Annotated in this window: 15 protein-coding genes; 6 read left to right on the top strand and 9 right to left on the bottom strand. The window is 56.7% G+C overall.

What is annotated here, in order from left to right:
* Nucleotides 1-6: 6 nt before the first annotated feature.
* The 4 genes from Poly51_RS21725 to def form a co-directional block, all read right to left on the bottom strand.
* Nucleotides 7-969 (bottom strand): hypothetical protein, encoded by a 963-nt coding sequence (locus Poly51_RS21725; protein ID WP_146460086.1) that lies wholly within the window; start codon nt 967-969, stop codon nt 7-9.
* 63 nt (nt 970-1,032) lie between these two features.
* Nucleotides 1,033-1,551 carry a hypothetical protein gene (locus tag Poly51_RS21720; protein ID WP_146460084.1) on the bottom strand — a complete coding sequence of 173 codons (519 nt, stop codon included), beginning with the start codon at nt 1,549-1,551 and terminating at the stop codon, nt 1,033-1,035.
* A 389-nt stretch (nt 1,552-1,940) separates the two neighbouring features.
* Nucleotides 1,941-2,912 (bottom strand): methionyl-tRNA formyltransferase, encoded by a 972-nt coding sequence (gene fmt, locus Poly51_RS21710; RefSeq protein WP_315853675.1) that lies wholly within the window; start codon nt 2,910-2,912, stop codon nt 1,941-1,943.
* Between the two features lie 117 nt (nt 2,913-3,029).
* Entirely contained in the window at nt 3,030-3,614 is a 585-nt protein-coding gene (def, locus tag Poly51_RS21705; protein WP_146460079.1) for a peptide deformylase, read from the bottom strand.
* Between the two features lie 201 nt (nt 3,615-3,815).
* On the opposite strand from def, the gene mch reads away from it, so the two are divergent.
* Genes mch through Poly51_RS21690 form a run of 3 tightly spaced genes read left to right on the top strand, consistent with a single transcriptional unit; the run spans nt 3,816 to nt 7,359 of the window.
* Entirely contained in the window at nt 3,816-4,763 is a 948-nt protein-coding gene (mch, locus tag Poly51_RS21700; protein WP_146460077.1) for a methenyltetrahydromethanopterin cyclohydrolase, read from the top strand.
* The gene (locus tag Poly51_RS21695) at nt 4,760-5,674 is read left to right on the top strand and encodes an ATP-grasp domain-containing protein (protein WP_146460075.1); all 915 of its coding nucleotides are present in this window, start codon (nt 4,760-4,762) and stop codon (nt 5,672-5,674) included. The genes mch and Poly51_RS21695 overlap by 4 nt, the downstream gene beginning before the upstream one ends.
* The gene (locus Poly51_RS21690) at nt 5,674-7,359 is read left to right on the top strand and encodes a fatty acid CoA ligase family protein (RefSeq protein ID WP_146460674.1); all 1,686 of its coding nucleotides are present in this window, start codon (nt 5,674-5,676) and stop codon (nt 7,357-7,359) included. Before Poly51_RS21695 ends, Poly51_RS21690 begins: the two co-directional genes overlap by 1 nt.
* Here the strand turns inward: Poly51_RS21690 and Poly51_RS21685 are convergent.
* The 3 genes from Poly51_RS21685 to Poly51_RS21675 all read right to left on the bottom strand — a co-directional run bounded on the left by Poly51_RS21685 (nt 7,346) and on the right by Poly51_RS21675 (nt 9,892).
* Nucleotides 7,346-7,864 (bottom strand): 3-hydroxyacyl-ACP dehydratase FabZ family protein, encoded by a 519-nt coding sequence (locus tag Poly51_RS21685; protein ID WP_146460073.1) that lies wholly within the window; start codon nt 7,862-7,864, stop codon nt 7,346-7,348. The genes Poly51_RS21690 and Poly51_RS21685 overlap by 14 nt on opposite strands.
* A 76-nt stretch (nt 7,865-7,940) precedes the next feature.
* Complete coding sequence (locus Poly51_RS21680; RefSeq protein WP_146460071.1) at nt 7,941-9,032, bottom strand: DUF6688 family protein; 1,092 nt, start codon at nt 9,030-9,032, stop codon at nt 7,941-7,943.
* The gene (locus tag Poly51_RS21675; protein WP_146460069.1) at nt 9,032-9,892 is read right to left on the bottom strand and encodes a GIY-YIG nuclease family protein; all 861 of its coding nucleotides are present in this window, start codon (nt 9,890-9,892) and stop codon (nt 9,032-9,034) included. Before Poly51_RS21675 ends, Poly51_RS21680 begins: the two co-directional genes overlap by 1 nt.
* Nucleotides 9,893-10,047: 155 nt before the next feature.
* Here Poly51_RS21675 and Poly51_RS21670 point away from each other — a divergent pair, with 155 nt between their 5' ends.
* The 3 genes from Poly51_RS21670 (at nt 10,048) to Poly51_RS21655 (ending at nt 13,446) form a co-directional block, all read left to right on the top strand.
* Entirely contained in the window at nt 10,048-11,031 is a 984-nt protein-coding gene (locus Poly51_RS21670; protein ID WP_146460672.1) for a D-2-hydroxyacid dehydrogenase, read from the top strand.
* Nucleotides 11,028-11,240, top strand: a complete 213-nt coding sequence (locus Poly51_RS21665; RefSeq protein WP_146460067.1) for a hypothetical protein — start codon at nt 11,028-11,030, stop codon at nt 11,238-11,240. The genes Poly51_RS21670 and Poly51_RS21665 overlap by 4 nt, the downstream gene beginning before the upstream one ends.
* Nucleotides 11,241-12,252: 1,012 nt before the next feature.
* Nucleotides 12,253-13,446 (top strand): hypothetical protein, encoded by a 1,194-nt coding sequence (locus Poly51_RS21655; RefSeq protein ID WP_146460063.1) that lies wholly within the window; start codon nt 12,253-12,255, stop codon nt 13,444-13,446.
* Here Poly51_RS21655 and Poly51_RS21650 read toward each other — a convergent pair.
* Both Poly51_RS21650 and Poly51_RS21645 read right to left on the bottom strand, forming a co-directional pair.
* Nucleotides 13,419-14,504 (bottom strand): hypothetical protein, encoded by a 1,086-nt coding sequence (locus Poly51_RS21650; RefSeq protein ID WP_146460061.1) that lies wholly within the window; start codon nt 14,502-14,504, stop codon nt 13,419-13,421. The genes Poly51_RS21655 and Poly51_RS21650 overlap by 28 nt on opposite strands.
* 35 nt (nt 14,505-14,539) lie before the next feature.
* Nucleotides 14,540-15,817 carry an HD-GYP domain-containing protein gene (locus Poly51_RS21645; RefSeq protein WP_246114681.1) on the bottom strand — a complete coding sequence of 426 codons (1,278 nt, stop codon included), beginning with the start codon at nt 15,815-15,817 and terminating at the stop codon, nt 14,540-14,542.
* Between the last annotated feature and the right edge of the window lie 88 nt (nt 15,818-15,905).

Below are 15,905 nucleotides of genomic sequence, written 5' to 3'. Positions count from 1 at the left end.
ATCAACCTAACGCAACGTCGACGACGTCGTTCCGCGAATCGGATACGCCGTGGACGCGTCGGCGGTATAGGCTTGTGGACCGGGCGAAGGCACCGCGCTGATCATCGGGGCCCCCGACAATGTTGTCAGATCGACAGAGTTCGTTGCCGATGTTGGCATCACAAACAGATTCGGGTCGCCGCTTAGCAATTGATTGACGGTGTAGTCGCTGATGCTGATCCGCATGGTCAGCGCAGGGCCCGAGGCAGGTACAAGGTTCAGATCGACGCGATGCGGCAGCGCACACTGTTGTTGTTCATAGTACCGGTGCCCCGATGCTTGGCTCTGTGCAACCAATCGCCCCGACGGGTTGTAGAGAAATTGATCGGTCACATAGCCGGCGTTCTTTTCGATAAACAAGTCGCGACTGTAGTTGCCGGCCGCCGTCGCAACCGTCGTACGAACCTGTAGCTTCCCGTCCGGAAGAGTCAACGGACCTGCGATCACGGTCGCCGGATCGATTTGCGCTAGCCCCAATGCGTCCATGATCCATGTCGGGTCCACCGGCAGGATCGCGCGATCGAGCTGTTGTTGGTATTGGTTGTGATTGGCATAGTACAGCGTCTTGGTCATGTTCTCGGGAACTTCAAACCAGAACGTCTCGTTATTGCTGCCCATGTCCATTCCCATCCCCAACAGGATTGGAATGCTTGCCCGCAATCGAAAATTCTTATCGCGTTGCAGATTCATCGTCGCGTTAAGCGTCGGCAACCCCGGCATGCTCAGCATTTCGACGGACGCCGAATTCGTTGAAAGCTGGGTGACCGCGGACGTTCGATTGACGACCTCGACGACTTGCTGGATCGTTGGCGTTTCGTTGAACACGACCGGCGGTGGCGGATAAGGGATCGTCGAAGGCCGACGAGCACACGTCGCCCCACCAGAAACGAATAGGACGAATCCCATCGCGATCGTGCCGAAAAATCGCATCCTTGCGTTTCCTGATGTAAAGGTAAAAGTGGCCGTCGTTGTCGATTTAGTGCCGTGATCGACCTAGACGGGCTCGTCGTCTTCGTCGGGTGTCACTTCACAGTAAAGCAACTCGTTCAATTCGTTTCGCAGCGTTTCAGATTCGCTTTTCGAGATGTTGCATTTCTCGACGTCGATCGCCGAGCCATCAGCGACCACTTCCACGCGCATGTGGTTTTCCGCGGGCGGATCGGTTTCGGTGGCGGCCGCGGGGCGTAGCAATCGTCGCCGCATCAGCATCAATGCCAACAAATAGCGACTCTGCGCTTTTTCGGGAAACTGATCCATTTGTCGAAGCAGATCAATCAACACCTCGGGCGGCGCCAGCACCATTTTTCGCTGGTCCGATTTCGGCATCTGTTTCTTCCACCAGCCGATCGAACCGTCCGGTGGCCCCTTCCACGCTTCGGCGGAATAGTCGTGGCGAACGTAATCATCGCCCGACTCGCTGATGACGGAGTAGTACCATTCGCCCTCGCGAAGCGGTCGCTTCAACGCATGGCAATGGCGACTCGATCGATTGACTTTGTATTCACCAATCATGAAACTTTCCGCGTGAAACCGGGGCACATCACCCTGATCAGTTCACCGTACCAAAACGAAATGAGGTGGCGGAAGTCCGTCTGCCGGTCTGGCGACGCAAAGTCGAGAGATTCAACCAGCGGAGAAAAAACGTGAACTCGAACCGCCACTGCCGATCGGGACCGAGACTCTTGCCGCGCAAATCGGACAGTTTCCGACATAAGCGTTGTTGCTATTGTTGCGGTAGATTCGCCCGTAGGTACGGCAACATTTGAATTGAATACCCAAAAACGGCCTCGTCTCACGAGGCGTCGAGCCGAATCGGTTTGAATCCGGATTGGGATCGCTGCTAGCGTCGAAATGCGGTGTACTCATCGTCGCCCAAGCATCGCATATTCCGCCAAACCGATTCAAGGCGAGAACAATCGAGAACCTTCGGGCGGCGAATGGCCGCGCAGAAAGTCGCCGGCTGGCATCTCGCGTTTTCCCGCAGGCTGCAACCGCTTGATCTCGATCACGCGGTCACCCGTCGCCACACAGAAACCTTCACCCGCAAGGATTTCGCCCGGCGAACGATCGCTGCTGTCAGTTTCAGTGATCGATATTTCCTTGATGGCCAAACGGATCGGCGGTTTCTCGGGGTCGACCAAAACATGCGTGAAGGCGACGGGCCAGGGTTGCATTCCCCGGATGTGACAATCGATCTCGCGGGCCGAACGCCCCCAATCGATATCGCCGTCGGCTTTGGACAGTCGCGGGGCCTTGGTGATTCTCGCCGCATCTTGGATCTCGCCGATCGGTGTTGTCTGGTCCCACTGGATCAATCGAGCCACGGCATCCATGGTTGCTGCGACGCCCAACTGCGAGAGCCGTTCTTCCAAATCGCCCGACGTCTCGTCGTCACGAATCGGGGTGGAGGACGTTGCGATGATCGGGCCGCCATCGAGCCGCGGAGTCATGTGAATGACCGACACTCCCGTTTCAGCGTCGCCGTTTAGGAGCGACCACTGGACCGGCGCGGCGCCGCGATATGCCGGCAAAAGGGATCCGTGCAGATTGATGCCGCCGATGGTTGCGGTTGCAAGTGCATCGGGTTTCAGGATGTGCCCGTAATCGCAAACGACCAACAACCACGGTTGCAGGTCGGCGACGCGTGTGATCGCCGCAGGGTCGTTGATAGTGTCTGGATCAAAAACGGGCAGTGAATGTGACTCGGCCCATGATCGTACCGGGGACGGCGGCGGACCCTTGCGGCTTTTGACGGGCGGCATCGGCTTGGTGACCACCAACGCGATTTCGTGCCCCGCCAAGCGCAGTGCTTCGAAGGCGGGCACGGCAAAGGGTCCCGTCCCCATCAATACAAGACGTTTAGATTCAGTCACAGTTTCTGATTCGACCTAAGGAATGAGCAGAAAACAAGTGTCGGACCCCTTTTGTGCGAAGCACCCGAAGGGCCGGTTCCCGGCAAAAGGGGTCCGACACTTGTTTCTAGGATGGCCCTACGTGTATTTTTCGTACCATTCCGAAAGCCTCGCAATCAATTCTTCATCGGGCGGAATGCCACCGGATTGTTGCTTGGAACGAAAATCGGTTTCTAGTTCTGCGATGCCATCGTCAAGATCACGTCGCGACTCTTCGCTCATGCGATCAAAAAACATCACGCCGTCTAGGTGATCGTTTTCATGCTGCAGAATCCGAGCCAAGAAGCCGTCGACATTCCGCTCGATCGGATTGCCCTGTAGATCAAACGCACTGACCCGAATCGACTTCGGCCGTTTCACTTGCCCGTACAATCCCGGCAGACTCAAGCATCCTTCCTGAGACGTCTCGTTCCCCTTGGGACGTTGCAATTCAGGGTTAATCATCACCAGCTCTTCGCCCTCGCCTCGTTCACCCGAGGGGTTGGCAACAAACAATCGAATGGGAAGATCGACTTGATTGGCCGCCAATCCGACACCATTGGTTTGGTACATCAAATCCAACATTTGGTCGACAATGTCTCGCAACTGCTGGTCGACGCGACGGATCGGTTTGCTGCGAACCCGAAGCGTCGGATGCGGGTACGGGATGATGCTCAGTTGCATGGCGAATCGGGCGAAATTGGTTGCGTTACTATATTAATGGCAGTGTTGCGACGGATTCCCCTTAGGATGATCGATCAAGGCCCGCTTGGGTAGACGCGGCAAAACGGGTCACCAGTCTGGCCCGACCGGTTCTAGACATACACGCCGGTTTGCACGACCATTTGGCGGTGAAAGTCACTCGCCTTTTCCATTGAAAACCAGATGCTCAACGAACTCGCCCATCGTCTTTTTTCTGATTCTCTCGCTCACGCCGATGACATCAAGTGCCGGGTTGCTTCGATCGGCGGCGGTCACGTTCTGGATGCCGGTGTCGAAACCCCCGGTTCGATCGCCGCCGGAATCGTGCTGGCGCGATTGTGCTTGGGGGACCGAGCGAGCGTCTCGTTGCATCCGGCCGATGCGAATCGATACGCGGTTTCCAATTCGGTGTACGTTCGCACCGATGACCCGCTGCGAGCGTGTTTGGGAGCACAGTATGCGGGTTGGCCCGTGCAAACGGATGACTACTTCGCAATGGGGAGCGGACCGATGCGGATGTTCCGCGGCCGCGAAGCAACCCTAAAGGAACTGAGTCTTTCTGAAACCGGCGATCGAGTCGTCGGTGTCGTCGAATCGGACAAGCTGCCGACCGAATCGGCGATCGCGATGATCGCCGGGCAGTGTGGCGTCGACGCGGCTCAGGTGCATTTAGCGGTGGCGCCTAGCACTTCGATCGCGGGCTCGATTCAAGTCGTCGCGCGCAGCGTCGAAACGGCCATGCACAAATTGCACGAATTGAAGTTCGACGTCACGTCAATCGTCTCGGCCACCGGCTTGGCTCCGCTTCCTCCGCCCGCAAAGCCGGGCGACACCGTTGGCGGGATCGGCCGAACCAACGACGCGATGCTTTACGGCGCCGAAGTAGTGTTGTGGGTTGATACCGATGATGACGCGATCGCAGCAGTCGCAGACAAAGTGCCTAGCCAATCGTCGAAAGATCACGGCCGACCCTTTGCCGAGATTTTCAAAGGTTACGAATACGACTTCTACAAAGTCGACCCAATGTTGTTCAGCCCCGCCGTCGTCACGATTCACAACCTACGTTCTGGTCGCACTTGGTCGCACGGCGAGATTCAATCGGATGTACTTCGGCGGTCGTTTCTGGCATGAGCAACGACGACCGACTGTTGTTCTTGGGCGGCGGCGAAGGCTGGCACGCTGATCAAATTCGAAACGCCGCGCATTCGCGAGGGTGCGAGTTGTCGTTGGGGACGTACCCGACGCTGGCTGCTTCGATCGATTCGGGCGGCCGTTCGATGATGCGCTGCGACGCGGGTGCGTTGACCGACTTCGATGCGATTCTGACTCGGACGATGCCGACGGGGACATTGGAAACGATCACGTTTCGGTTGTCGACGCTGCACGCGTTGGCCGCGTCACACCCGTCCGTCGCAATCGTCAACCCGCCGCGAGCTTTGGAGATTGCGATCGACAAGTTCGCCACACTCGCGCATGTCGCCTCGTTGGGTTATCCGGTGCCAGCTACGCGCGTGGTTCAATCGCGGCGGGAAGCGATGGAAGCGTTTGACGCACTTGGCCGCGATTGTGTCGTCAAGCCAATTTTTGGCGGGGAAGGGCGGGGCGTCATGCGGATCCAGGATCGAGAATTGGCGTGGTACTCGTTCGCAACGCTCGAGTCGCTGGGCGCGGTCGCCTACGTTCAAGAATTCGTCGCGCCGGGTGGCCGCGATACACGGTGCTTGGTGATCGGAGACGAAGTGTTTGGGTTCCGACGAACCAATAGCATCGATTTTCGGACCAACGTCGCTGGTGGTGGAACGTGCGAAACGATCACATTGTCGCGTGATTTGATTGATTTGGCGATCAACGTTTGCCGCTCGATTGGACTCGAGTTCGCATCGGTTGATTTGCTCGACCGAGTGGATGGCCCGCCGTGTGTCGTCGAAGTCAATGGAATCCCAGGTTGGAAGGGTGCTCAACAAGTGACCGACGTGAATATCGCCGATCGCGTGGTCGGCCTGCTGTGCCGCGAATCCGCCCGACGTCGCGAGGCGGCGTGATGGCCAGCCAACCCAGCGACGGGAACGTCGCAGCCCGGCTTCGAATCGTCGCATCATTGATGCCGGGCGCGATTGCGATCGCCCAGCCCAACGGACCGCCGCAACCCGATGGTCAAAGGTCTTACGCACTGACAACGTTTGGCGACCTGGACCAATCGAGCGAATCGATCGCGCGCGGTTTGATCGCTTGGGGAATTCGCCCAGGCATGCGTGTCGCGATGCTGGTCCCGTTCGGTGCTCAATTCATCGAACTGACGTTTGCTCTGTTGAAGGCCGGCGTCGTTGTCGTCTTGGTCGACCCCGGAATGGGTCGCAAGCACCTGGTCCGTTGCTTAGAAGAAGCGAAACCCGACGGCTTCATCGGCATCCCCAAGGCACAAGCGATTCGGACGGTACTGCGACGCAAGTTCCCCGATGCAAAATGGAACGTGACCGTTGGACGAAGATATTTGTGGGGCGGCAAAACGCTCGGACAAATCAAATCGATGGGCAGTTCCGTCGCCGATTCGACACAGCTTCCAAAAGTCGAACGCGCCGATCAAGCGGCTGTGATCTTCACCACCGGCAGCACCGGGCCGCCCAAGGGAGTCCTTTACACGCACAACACCTTCCATTCGCAAATCGACCGAATTCGCCAGCGCTACGACATCCATCGTGGTTCGCGCGACTTGGCCTGCTTTCCCCTGTTCGGCTTGTTCGACGCCGTGATGGGAGTGACCACGATCATCCCTGACATGGATCCGACCCGGCCCGCGGACGTCGATCCCCAGCGGCTGGTCGAAGCCGCCAACCAATGGGAAGTCGACCAAGCATTCGGTTCGCCAGCCCTTTGGAATACCGTCGTTCGCTGGGCGGATGCCAACCGGATCGAGCGCCCGTTTCCAACGCTACGCCGCGTCCTGTCCGCAGGCGCGCCGGTGCCTGCTGCAACGCTCGAAAAACTGCGTCGGTTGATCGATCCAGACGCCAACATCGTCACACCCTACGGTGCGACCGAAGCGCTTCCCATCGCATCGATCGAATCACGTGAGATCATTGCCGAGACGGGCCCAGCGAGTGCGAAAGGGAAGGGCGTATGCGTGGGAACGCGGTTCGAAGGCGTTACTTGGCGCGTTATCGAAATCGACGACGGTCCGATCGCGGACATTTGGCAAACGAAAGAGTTGCCGCGGGGCAAGATTGGCGAATTGATGGTTGCCGGCCCGATGGTGACGACCCAGTATGTCGTCCGAGCGGATCAAAACGCGATGCACAAAGTCGCCGACGGCGAGCGCATTTGGCATCGCATGGGCGACGTCGGCTATTTGGACGACCGCGATCGCTTTTGGTTTTGTGGACGCAAGGCTCACCGCGTCACAATGGGAAAACGTACACTTTTCACGATCCAGTGTGAAGCGATTTTCAACGCCCACCCATCGGTTTACCGATCCGCGTTGGTCGGTCGCGGCGTGCGACCGAATCAAACGCCCGTGATGATGGTGGAACTCCACGCCGAATCCAAGCCAATCAATGCACCAGAGAAATCGTCCTTAGAAGCCGAACTCCGCGAATTGGCCTCCCGCAACCCGCTAACGCGCCGAATCGACGAAATCATCATCCGTGATGAACCTCTGCCGGTGGACATTCGCCACAACAGTAAGATCTTCCGTGAACGATTGGCGGAAGAACTTTCTACGATTCGTTAATCGTTGCCGCCGACGCCTGCCCCTGCAGGACTTTGGACGGAATGTTCGTCAACTGAAACGCATTCCTCAAAACGACTTTTCCCAACACCTCGATTGATCCGGCGAAATCAAAAGTATCGCCAATGACTTCTTTCAAAGTGATTGTGATTTTTAGATCGTCGCCCGGTCTCGCGAATCCTCTGTATCGAGCGTTTTTGATTTTGACGAGCACGCCCAGTGCGTACTCGTTAAAAAACGGATCATGTGTGTTGTAGTCCTGCATCGGGTTGTACTTTGCCGCGATCAGGATTCCGGCAGACTGGGTCGTCATTTCTTGCATCATCGCACCCGGCAGTATGGGTGCGCCGGGAAAATGTCCTGTGATGAAAAATGCGTCTGCGTCCACCGACGCACGGGTGACGATCTCCGTCGGGGCGATGGATTCAATTGCCTTTACCAGCAGATAGGGACTGCGATGGTGCAGATAGTCTTCGACGCGATCAAATTGATGCTGGTGGTAGGTCATGGTTTCTGAATTGCGAGGGTGGATTTTTAAGGATCGTAGCAGCACGTCAATCTTTTGATGCTTCGGGCCTTAGCGGCTAGTTAATGTAGAGCCGCTTGATCCGACTTTGCGGTACACGAGTCAGAAAAGCGACGGCACGCGAGATGCACTGCAGCGGCCAAAACACAACAAAACTGGCATCGGCCAACCAGATATGGCGTTTGCATCTTTGGGCGATCGGGGGACCGAATCGGTCGTAGATCCTGCGAACCAATCGATGAAACCGGGGGAACCCAGCCTCCATCGCGAACTCCAAAAACTTCAGTTGTTGCATCTGTTCGTTGACGAGGACGCGGTCGCCAGTTCGTGGCACCGATCGGACTAACACCGCATGCCCGTGGGCGGCTGCACTGCAAACATAGCAGTTCGGAGACGTTGGCAGTTTCGCGTATTCGTCGAACATGATGTCGATCGCCAACTTCCAACTGAAAAACCAAGCGACGAACCAAGCCCAGGGAACACAGAACCGAACGATCGGATGAATACCCGACACCGCCCCTTGGCGGAACATTCGCTTCGCCGCACGCACAAACGTAACCAAGCAAAGCACCGGAGCCGACGCAGCAACGCAAAAACCGGCAACGCTGACAAGATAGACTTCTTGACTGATTTGCAACCAACGTACGATCGCGATCAAGACAGCCACCGCTGCGGTCAAAATCAGGAGGTGACGGATCGTAAATCGCCCCATGCGACTGACGACGATCCCCAGTCCGTAAATGATCGCCGCTTGTACGGGAAGCACCACGACAGCGAACACAAACGTAAACAGCCCGGACATGACAGTCGTGATGACTAAAAACTGCAATGCAATCACGACACCGACGTAAACTCCAAAGCGAACATACACGGATTCACTGAGAGCGGGACGAAAAACGTAAGCGGACAACGCAACCATGCAGAGTCCGACAAACGGTAAGAATGGCCCGAACCCGGGCCACGTCATCAGCATCGCCGCGTAGTCGCCCCATTCACCCGATTGCCAGACAGTTCCGACGACCGCTGGGCCATCAAAGGACAACAGGATAGCGAACAACGGGTAGATCACGCCCGTCAAAAAGAACTTCACGCGAAGCTGGACCGACGGAGCCGAAGTAGAGGAAGACGCAGGAGTTTCGATTTCATCCATCAGGGGCGCACATTGAACTTGGGGTCACGACTGCGGATCAGCTCGCTTTCGTAAGCGCGTCGAACTGTGACGCGACGAGCCGGTGAATCCGACGGAAAGATGTGCATCTCAACCGTCACGTCATCGCCGTCTTCGCCCGCCAAGTATTGGGCTAGCGAAACTCGATCGCTGCCGCCGACGTGTTCGGTCAATCGAGCAGCTAGGTTCGACGCTTCGCCGACGTATAGGTACCCCCGTTCGCTTCGAAACAGGTACACGCCCGGTCCCGTCGATACACCGCCGGCCTCTAACTGCTGTTTCAAATCGGACAGCGAGACGGTTTCGATGGTCCGGCCCCAATCAGCGACTTGCAGTACCAATTCGGGCTTCAGCGCGCGTTTCTTGCGAAGAGACAATACCGATTTGCGCACATCGTCGGCGTCGATACCCGGACGAATCAGCACCGCTTCGGACTGCAATTCGGATCGCAGGGCGGGATCGGCCAACACCGTATCGCTGCTGACCCGGTGCCGGTCGGTCACCACGCGAACGGCGATTTCGGCGACTGGCGCGACGTCATCCGGCGCCGGCGGACTTCGATGCGTCGCGGAAACATCCAGTTTTCCGGCCTTGCGAAACTTCAGCATCGCCAGCATCACATCGCGCTGCTCGTCATCGGTCAGTGTGTGTCCGACTCGCCGCGCGATCACCTCAAGGAATGTCGTCCTCAGCCGATCTCGCACCAGGATCTCGTCGGTGCTGAAACCATCCCCCGCTTCGGTGACTGCCGCGATGATATCATCAGGTGAAAACGCGGAATCAACCGCCCATGCTGGACAAACCAGGAAAACGGCACACACAGTAATGATCCAGCGAAACATTGATGATCCCTTGGTTTGCAATCTTGGCCGGGATGGCAGTCTTCGCGATTCACGTGACGGTCGCTACATTTCTATCATCCCGCTTCCGGCGGCACGAAATCGATTCCTTCGTTTCGCCCCTGTTTTCACTATCCAGTTTAGCCGACGCCACTGACATGCGCATCGTCCTTTGTTACCCGGTCAACGATAAACACATCGCCCAGATCCAAGCCGCCGCGCCCGATGCAGAAATCGTCAATGCGGGCCAAGAACGAGTCGACGAACTTCTGCCAACGGCAGAAGTTTTCATCGGCCATGCGAAGGTGCCCGTGGATTGGGATCGCGTGTTGGAGGCCGGACGATTGCGGTGGATCCAGTCCTCGGCCGCGGGGCTCGACCATTGCTTGGTACCCGGCGTGATCGAATCAGACATCGTTGTCAGCAGCGCATCGGGCCTGTTTGCGCCACAAGTGGCAGAGCAAACGTTTGCGCTGCTGCTGGGCTTGTTGCGACAGCTGCCACTCTTTTTTCGCGCCGAATCCAAACGGGAGTTCGTTCGTCTGCCCACAGATGATTTACGAGGAAAAACCGTGGGCATTGTCGGAATGGGTGGAAATGGCCGAATGCTGGTGAAAATGTTGGCGCCATGGGACGTCCGAATGATTGCCACGGACTACTACCCGGTCGACGCTCCCAAAGAAGTAGAACACTTGTGGCCCGCCGACAAATTGGATCTGTTGCTTTCAGAAAGCGATATCGTCATTTTGACGTTGCCGTTGTTTGCAGAAACGCTAGGGCTTTTCGATCGGGCGCGAATCGCCAAGATGCGGCCGGGCAGCTATTTGATCAATGTTGCCCGCGGATCGATCGTGGTGGAATCCGCGCTGGTGGAAGCGCTCGCTTCGGGGCACTTGGCCGGCGCCGGACTGGACGTGACCGAAGTCGAACCGTTGGCCGAAACCAGTCTTTTGTGGGATGACGCCAAGGTGATCATCACGCCGCACGTCGGCGCACAATCATCCCGACGCGTGGATGATTCGACGGATTTGGCGTGCATCAACTTGCGCCGTTATCTGTCGGGGCAAGAACCGTACAACCGAGTTGACAAGAAGCTAGGATTTCCGCATCCGTCGGTTGTCTACCGCGGGAACCTGCAATGACGCTACCGCCGATCAGCAGCAGTAACCGTATTGGCGATTCAAGATGCGATGCGGTTCTGGCCAGCCAAGACCGATGCACCGGACCAGTCCGACTGCCGATCTCGCGAGCGAGTGACTTCGTCGACCAATTCAATCGCACCTACCAAAGCGTCGGCTTGAAACTGACCGCGAACAAAGCGACGGCGAATTGGCAACATCCGTCGCCATGAAAAAATCCTCGGCAACCCGAAGGCTGCCGAGGATTTTTCGTTTTTTAACTTCTTTTGGATCGCAGTTGAACGCTGTCAGCAACTCATTCGAGCGTCAGTTGCAACCGAAAAAGAATTAGAAGCCACAACCACAGCTGGGTTCTGCACCGCAAGCTGGTTCAGCCGAGCATCCGCAAGGAGCTGCAATTTCGCAACCACAAGCTGGCTCGATCGAGCAACCGCTGTCACAGCAGCTGTTGCCACGGCTGAACAAGCGCGACAGAAGACCCTTCACTTTGCTGCCACACGCTGGGCGTGCATCGCAGCAAGGATCAACCATTTCACAACCGCAGACTGGTGCTGCGATTTCACAGCCGCAAGCCGGCTCGAACGAGCAACCGCTATCGCAGCAGCTGTTGTTACGGCTGAACAGCTTCTTCAACAAACCCATCTTGGGGCCGCAACCGGAATCACAGCAAGGTTCGACGACTTCGCAGCCGCAAACTGGAGCAGCGATTTCACAACCGCAAGCGGGTTCAACGTCGCAGCAGCTGTCACAGCTGTTGCCACAAAGTTTATCAAACAGGCCAAACGCGCTAGCGTTGACCGAGCTACAAGCGACCAAAGCGACCGCAAGCAAAGCAGGTACGAAAACACGACGCATCGTGATATCTCCATGGAGTTAGTTTTAGGGAAGGTTCCGCAAGGCTTCGCCGGTAGCGTGTTGACCGAGGGTCAAAAGGCCGTCACTCAAACAAGATCCAGACGTGGACGAAGGATCGTATTCGGTAAAGACTGTGACTCGGTAACCTCGTGGTGGCTCGCCTTGAACGCCTTCGCTTTATTTCAAAGGTGTTCAAGGTTAGCTATCGTCGAGTCTTGCCCAAGAACTGCGTGCAACCGGATTGAAATCGAACAAGACCCAAGTTTTGACTCTCGGTCGCAACGCGTCGCCCGCCTATGCCGGTTGATTTGAATGCGACAGGGGGCTCGCTGGAGGGACTAGCTTTCCGACACGTGATAAGATGATGAAATGAAGGCCAACCCGTATCAACCGCCGACGAACATCGAATCATCGCCGGTCGACAATCCGAACACGAATCCCAACGTTCTAACGTCGCTAAGCGACCTCGTTGGAGACGACACAATCGACATTGCCGGTACTGCGGATTATTCCGACCTCGGGCATTTTTTGAAAATCGACGGTGACTTGGGGTACACATTTCCAGCGGTGATGATCGGATGCTTGGCGCTGTTCATGTTGGTGACGATCGGATTCGGTGGTCGCGAATGGATTCCGATCGGCGTATTCGCGTCATTGCTATTGGTGACTGTGCTGGCCGTTTCGACTCGCGGCTATCGTCGATCACTGTTTCTTAATAGCCACCCCGATTGGAACACTCCACTTACCGCTCAATTTCACAAGGACGGACTCACAATCCTAGAGGAGCACGTGAGGACCAGATACCGATGGGCATCCATTTTGGATTTCTTATCGGGTACCAATCTATTGGTCGTCAGGGTGGCGACGCCGGCTCAACGTGTGATTCTGATCAATCCATCGATGATGACTCACCTCGATGGCTGGAACCGCATGGTTGCCTTAGCCAAGCGATGGCAAGCCATGCACTTGAAGCCCGGTTCCCCTGACCCCTGGATCAAAGCACGCGCTTCGCTACGAAATCGCGAACGACCTCGCGAAGTGACGCCGCCGCCCGATTCGATACCGTTTGCCGGTCCATTGACAAACCACGACATGCGCCGCGGTGGATCCAACGTATCGCTCAACCGCCGTCCCTGGCGCACACATCTTGTACGATGCTCGATTCTGGTCTCCGTTGCCGCAATCTTTTTCGAATTGGTTCGATTTGTGTTTCCGGCGTCGGGCGTCGCCGAAGTCATCCTTTTCGGCTACGCGGTCGCGGGCGCAATCTGGTTCATATCACTAAGACACAAGCAGCAGAAAGAACCCCAATTGTTGCATTTCTTTGCCGGCTACGTTTCCGACGAGGGCATCGTCACCGACTTTGGCAACTTTCACGAATCGTTTCAATGGCCCGCAATCGTGATCTTTGATCAGAGCGACCAGCATGTCACACTGCGCCGAAGCGGCACAAATAAATTCATTCACCTGAAGTCCGACATGTTCACCGATCACGGCGAATGGCAGGCGACCATCGAAAAGGTTGTCAAAGCGTGTCAGCGGGCATCGGTCATCAGACGGTGATTTTCAGAATCAGCAACCAATACGACTGTTCCGTCGATCACGTTGATTCCATGGGGTCGTTTCAGTTCACATGAATGTGGCGCCGCATTTCCTCCCATCACGGTTTCGATCGTTTGCTTGCTAAGGTCAATGCGTCGAACCGCGTTGTTTTCGGTGTCCGCAACCAGCAATCGACCGCGACGATCGATTGCTAATCCTTTCGGGCCGCTGAAGGTCGCTTGAAGCGGATCACCGCGATCGCCGCTGTACCCTTTCTTTCCAGTTCCGGCGACTCGATGGATCGTTCCTGCCCGACGATCGATCCGCCAAACACTGTTGCCTTCGCGCATTGCGATCCAAATCGACGACTTATCGACCGCCAAGGAGCGCGGACCGAACAACGAACAGCCTTGCGCCGGCGATCCGTCAGGCGGGAGTTCCTTTTTTCCGTTTCCTGCGACGGTGGTCACTGCCATCGTTGACAAGTCGATGCGTCGGATTCGATGGTTGGCAGTATCCGCGACCAACAATCCGCCCTCGCCATCGAGCGCGACGCTATGGGGTTGATTGAATCGAACCTCATTGCCCGAAGAATCTTCACCGGCGAAGCCAGCCGTCCCGTCGCCCGCAACCGTGATGACGATCCCCGTCACCCCATCAATTCGGCGAATGACGTGATTGCGAGTATCGGCGATAAACAGGTTTCCTGCGTCGTCACATCGGACTTCATGAGGCCAGTTGAAGGTGGCTTTGAGGGCGGGGCCACCATCACCCGAATAGCCAACCATTCCGTTTCCAGCAACACGTTCAATCGAGTCACCGCCCAACAAGCCTCGGTACACACAGTGGTCATCGATCGTGGTGATCCAGAATCGATCCTCGACAACTTCTACCCCGAACGGAGTTCCTAGCTTCGCTTGGCTACGAAGCTTGGGCATCGTCGCGTCGGGATGGGGCGAACCTGAATTTGGCGGCTCTCCGGTACCGGCAAAGGACTGGGGCGACGCCGGTGGCGCGGCGTCCACCGTGTCGAGCGATAAGACACACGCACACAACGACCAGATCAAAAGAAAACGCATCAATTCAAAACTCCGACGAAACCGAGGAGCGTGAATTATGCAGTCACTCGGTCGCGTTTGGAATATGCGTGCATGACTTCGGGACTGGCCAACAGCACATCGACAACGTCGGCAGCCCACTGGATGCCGCGACCCCGCTGAAAAATCTCGATGACCCTTTCTAGCGGCATGCCGCTGCGATAGGGCCGATCGCTTGTCATGGCATCGAAGGCATCGGCGACCGCAAGGACTTGAGCATCGCGAGGGATCTGGCATCCGAGCAGCCCATCGGGATATCCAGTGCCGTCCCATGATTCGTGGTGATGCCGGACGGCGGGCAAGATTTTTCGAAACGGCCGAATGCCGCTGAGGATATCGAAACCGATGACCGGATGCTGTTTGATTTGTTCGAACTCGTCGTCGGTCAATTGTCCTGGCTTGCACAGCACCGAGTCCTTCACACCGATCTTTCCGATATCGTGCAAGATACCGGCCATGTGGATGCGGCCGATGCTTTCGTCGTCAAATCCCAATCCGCGGGCAAGCTCGACGGACAGGTCGGCCACCCGAGTACTGTGACCGGACGTATAATTGTCTTTCGCATCCAACGCCGAAGCGAGCGAACCGATCATTCCTTCGAACATCTGCTGCATGGCTTGGAATTGGCGCTGGTTCACTAGGTGGACGCCCAACAAAATCGAAGTCGACTTCATCAAGTCGGCCTCGACACTGCCGAACTCGGGGTCGCACGACCGACGGATGGCGATCATTTGGCCAAGCACTTGGCGTTGGCGGCGAATCGTAACCACGATCACGCGATGCGTCAGATCTGCACCGAACTCGCCGCCGTCATCGTCTTGATGGCTGATCGCAACAACATCGGCATCGGAAACATGATTGTCGACAAAGACGCTTGGCGACGCTTCTCGTTTCGTTTCGGTAACCACGGACGCGAACGCAGCGATGCGTTCGGTCGATACTTCGTTGCCGGCTGAATAGTGCTGAGGCTTGATTCCGAACTCGTCGTCTTCGAACAGTTGGATGACCAAAGTGCCGGCCGAGATACAGGACACCAATCCCGATAGAAGCGATTGGCACAGCTGCGACGGGTCGTCCTCCAGCTTCAACTGTTCGCTGAGCTGATGGATCAAACTGAGCTCTTCAAACTTGACAGACAGCGCTTCGGTCAGCCGATCGAGTTCGTCATTGACGTCGGGGGCATTCTCGATCGACCGATCCATCGCCGTTCCGCTCGATCCAATTCCGCCCATGATCGGAAAACTCGCCGCCGAAGCCATGTTGAACGGCAATGCGGAGTTACCTTCGTTTGGCATGGATCGATCGAGGGTGAATGATTGGGAAAGGACAGAATGCAAGGTCGTACCACGTGACAGCCATGGTCGGTAAAAGCGTAGGCCGAAA

The organism is Rubripirellula tenax, assembly GCF_007860125.1.
In the GTDB taxonomy this organism is placed as follows: Bacteria; Planctomycetota; Planctomycetia; order Pirellulales; family Pirellulaceae; genus Rubripirellula; species Rubripirellula tenax.
This window is presented reverse-complemented; position numbering and strand designations above follow the sequence as displayed.

Excerpts from the sequence above, each read along its gene's own strand:
- Poly51_RS21690 (WP_146460674.1), top strand. The coding sequence starts at position 5,674 with ATGGCCAGCCAACCCAGCGACGGGAACGTCGCAGCCCGGCTTCGAATC.
- Poly51_RS21675 (WP_146460069.1), bottom strand. The coding sequence starts at position 9,892 with ATGTTTCGCTGGATCATTACTGTGTGTGCCGTTTTCCTGGTTTGTCCA.
- mch (WP_146460077.1), top strand. The coding sequence starts at position 3,816 with ATGCTCAACGAACTCGCCCATCGTCTTTTTTCTGATTCTCTCGCTCAC.
- Poly51_RS21665 (WP_146460067.1), top strand. The coding sequence starts at position 11,028 with ATGACGCTACCGCCGATCAGCAGCAGTAACCGTATTGGCGATTCAAGA.
- Poly51_RS21725 (WP_146460086.1), bottom strand. The coding sequence starts at position 969 with ATGCGATTTTTCGGCACGATCGCGATGGGATTCGTCCTATTCGTTTCT.
- Poly51_RS21655 (WP_146460063.1), top strand. The coding sequence starts at position 12,253 with ATGAAGGCCAACCCGTATCAACCGCCGACGAACATCGAATCATCGCCG.
- def (WP_146460079.1), bottom strand. The coding sequence starts at position 3,614 with ATGCAACTGAGCATCATCCCGTACCCGCATCCGACGCTTCGGGTTCGC.
- Poly51_RS21645 (WP_246114681.1), bottom strand. The coding sequence starts at position 15,817 with ATGCCAAACGAAGGTAACTCCGCATTGCCGTTCAACATGGCTTCGGCG.
- Poly51_RS21720 (WP_146460084.1), bottom strand. The coding sequence starts at position 1,551 with ATGATTGGTGAATACAAAGTCAATCGATCGAGTCGCCATTGCCATGCG.
- Poly51_RS21670 (WP_146460672.1), top strand. The coding sequence starts at position 10,048 with ATGCGCATCGTCCTTTGTTACCCGGTCAACGATAAACACATCGCCCAG.
- Poly51_RS21650 (WP_146460061.1), bottom strand. The coding sequence starts at position 14,504 with ATGCGTTTTCTTTTGATCTGGTCGTTGTGTGCGTGTGTCTTATCGCTC.
- Poly51_RS21685 (WP_146460073.1), bottom strand. The coding sequence starts at position 7,864 with ATGACCTACCACCAGCATCAATTTGATCGCGTCGAAGACTATCTGCAC.
- Poly51_RS21695 (WP_146460075.1), top strand. The coding sequence starts at position 4,760 with ATGAGCAACGACGACCGACTGTTGTTCTTGGGCGGCGGCGAAGGCTGG.
- Poly51_RS21680 (WP_146460071.1), bottom strand. The coding sequence starts at position 9,032 with ATGGATGAAATCGAAACTCCTGCGTCTTCCTCTACTTCGGCTCCGTCG.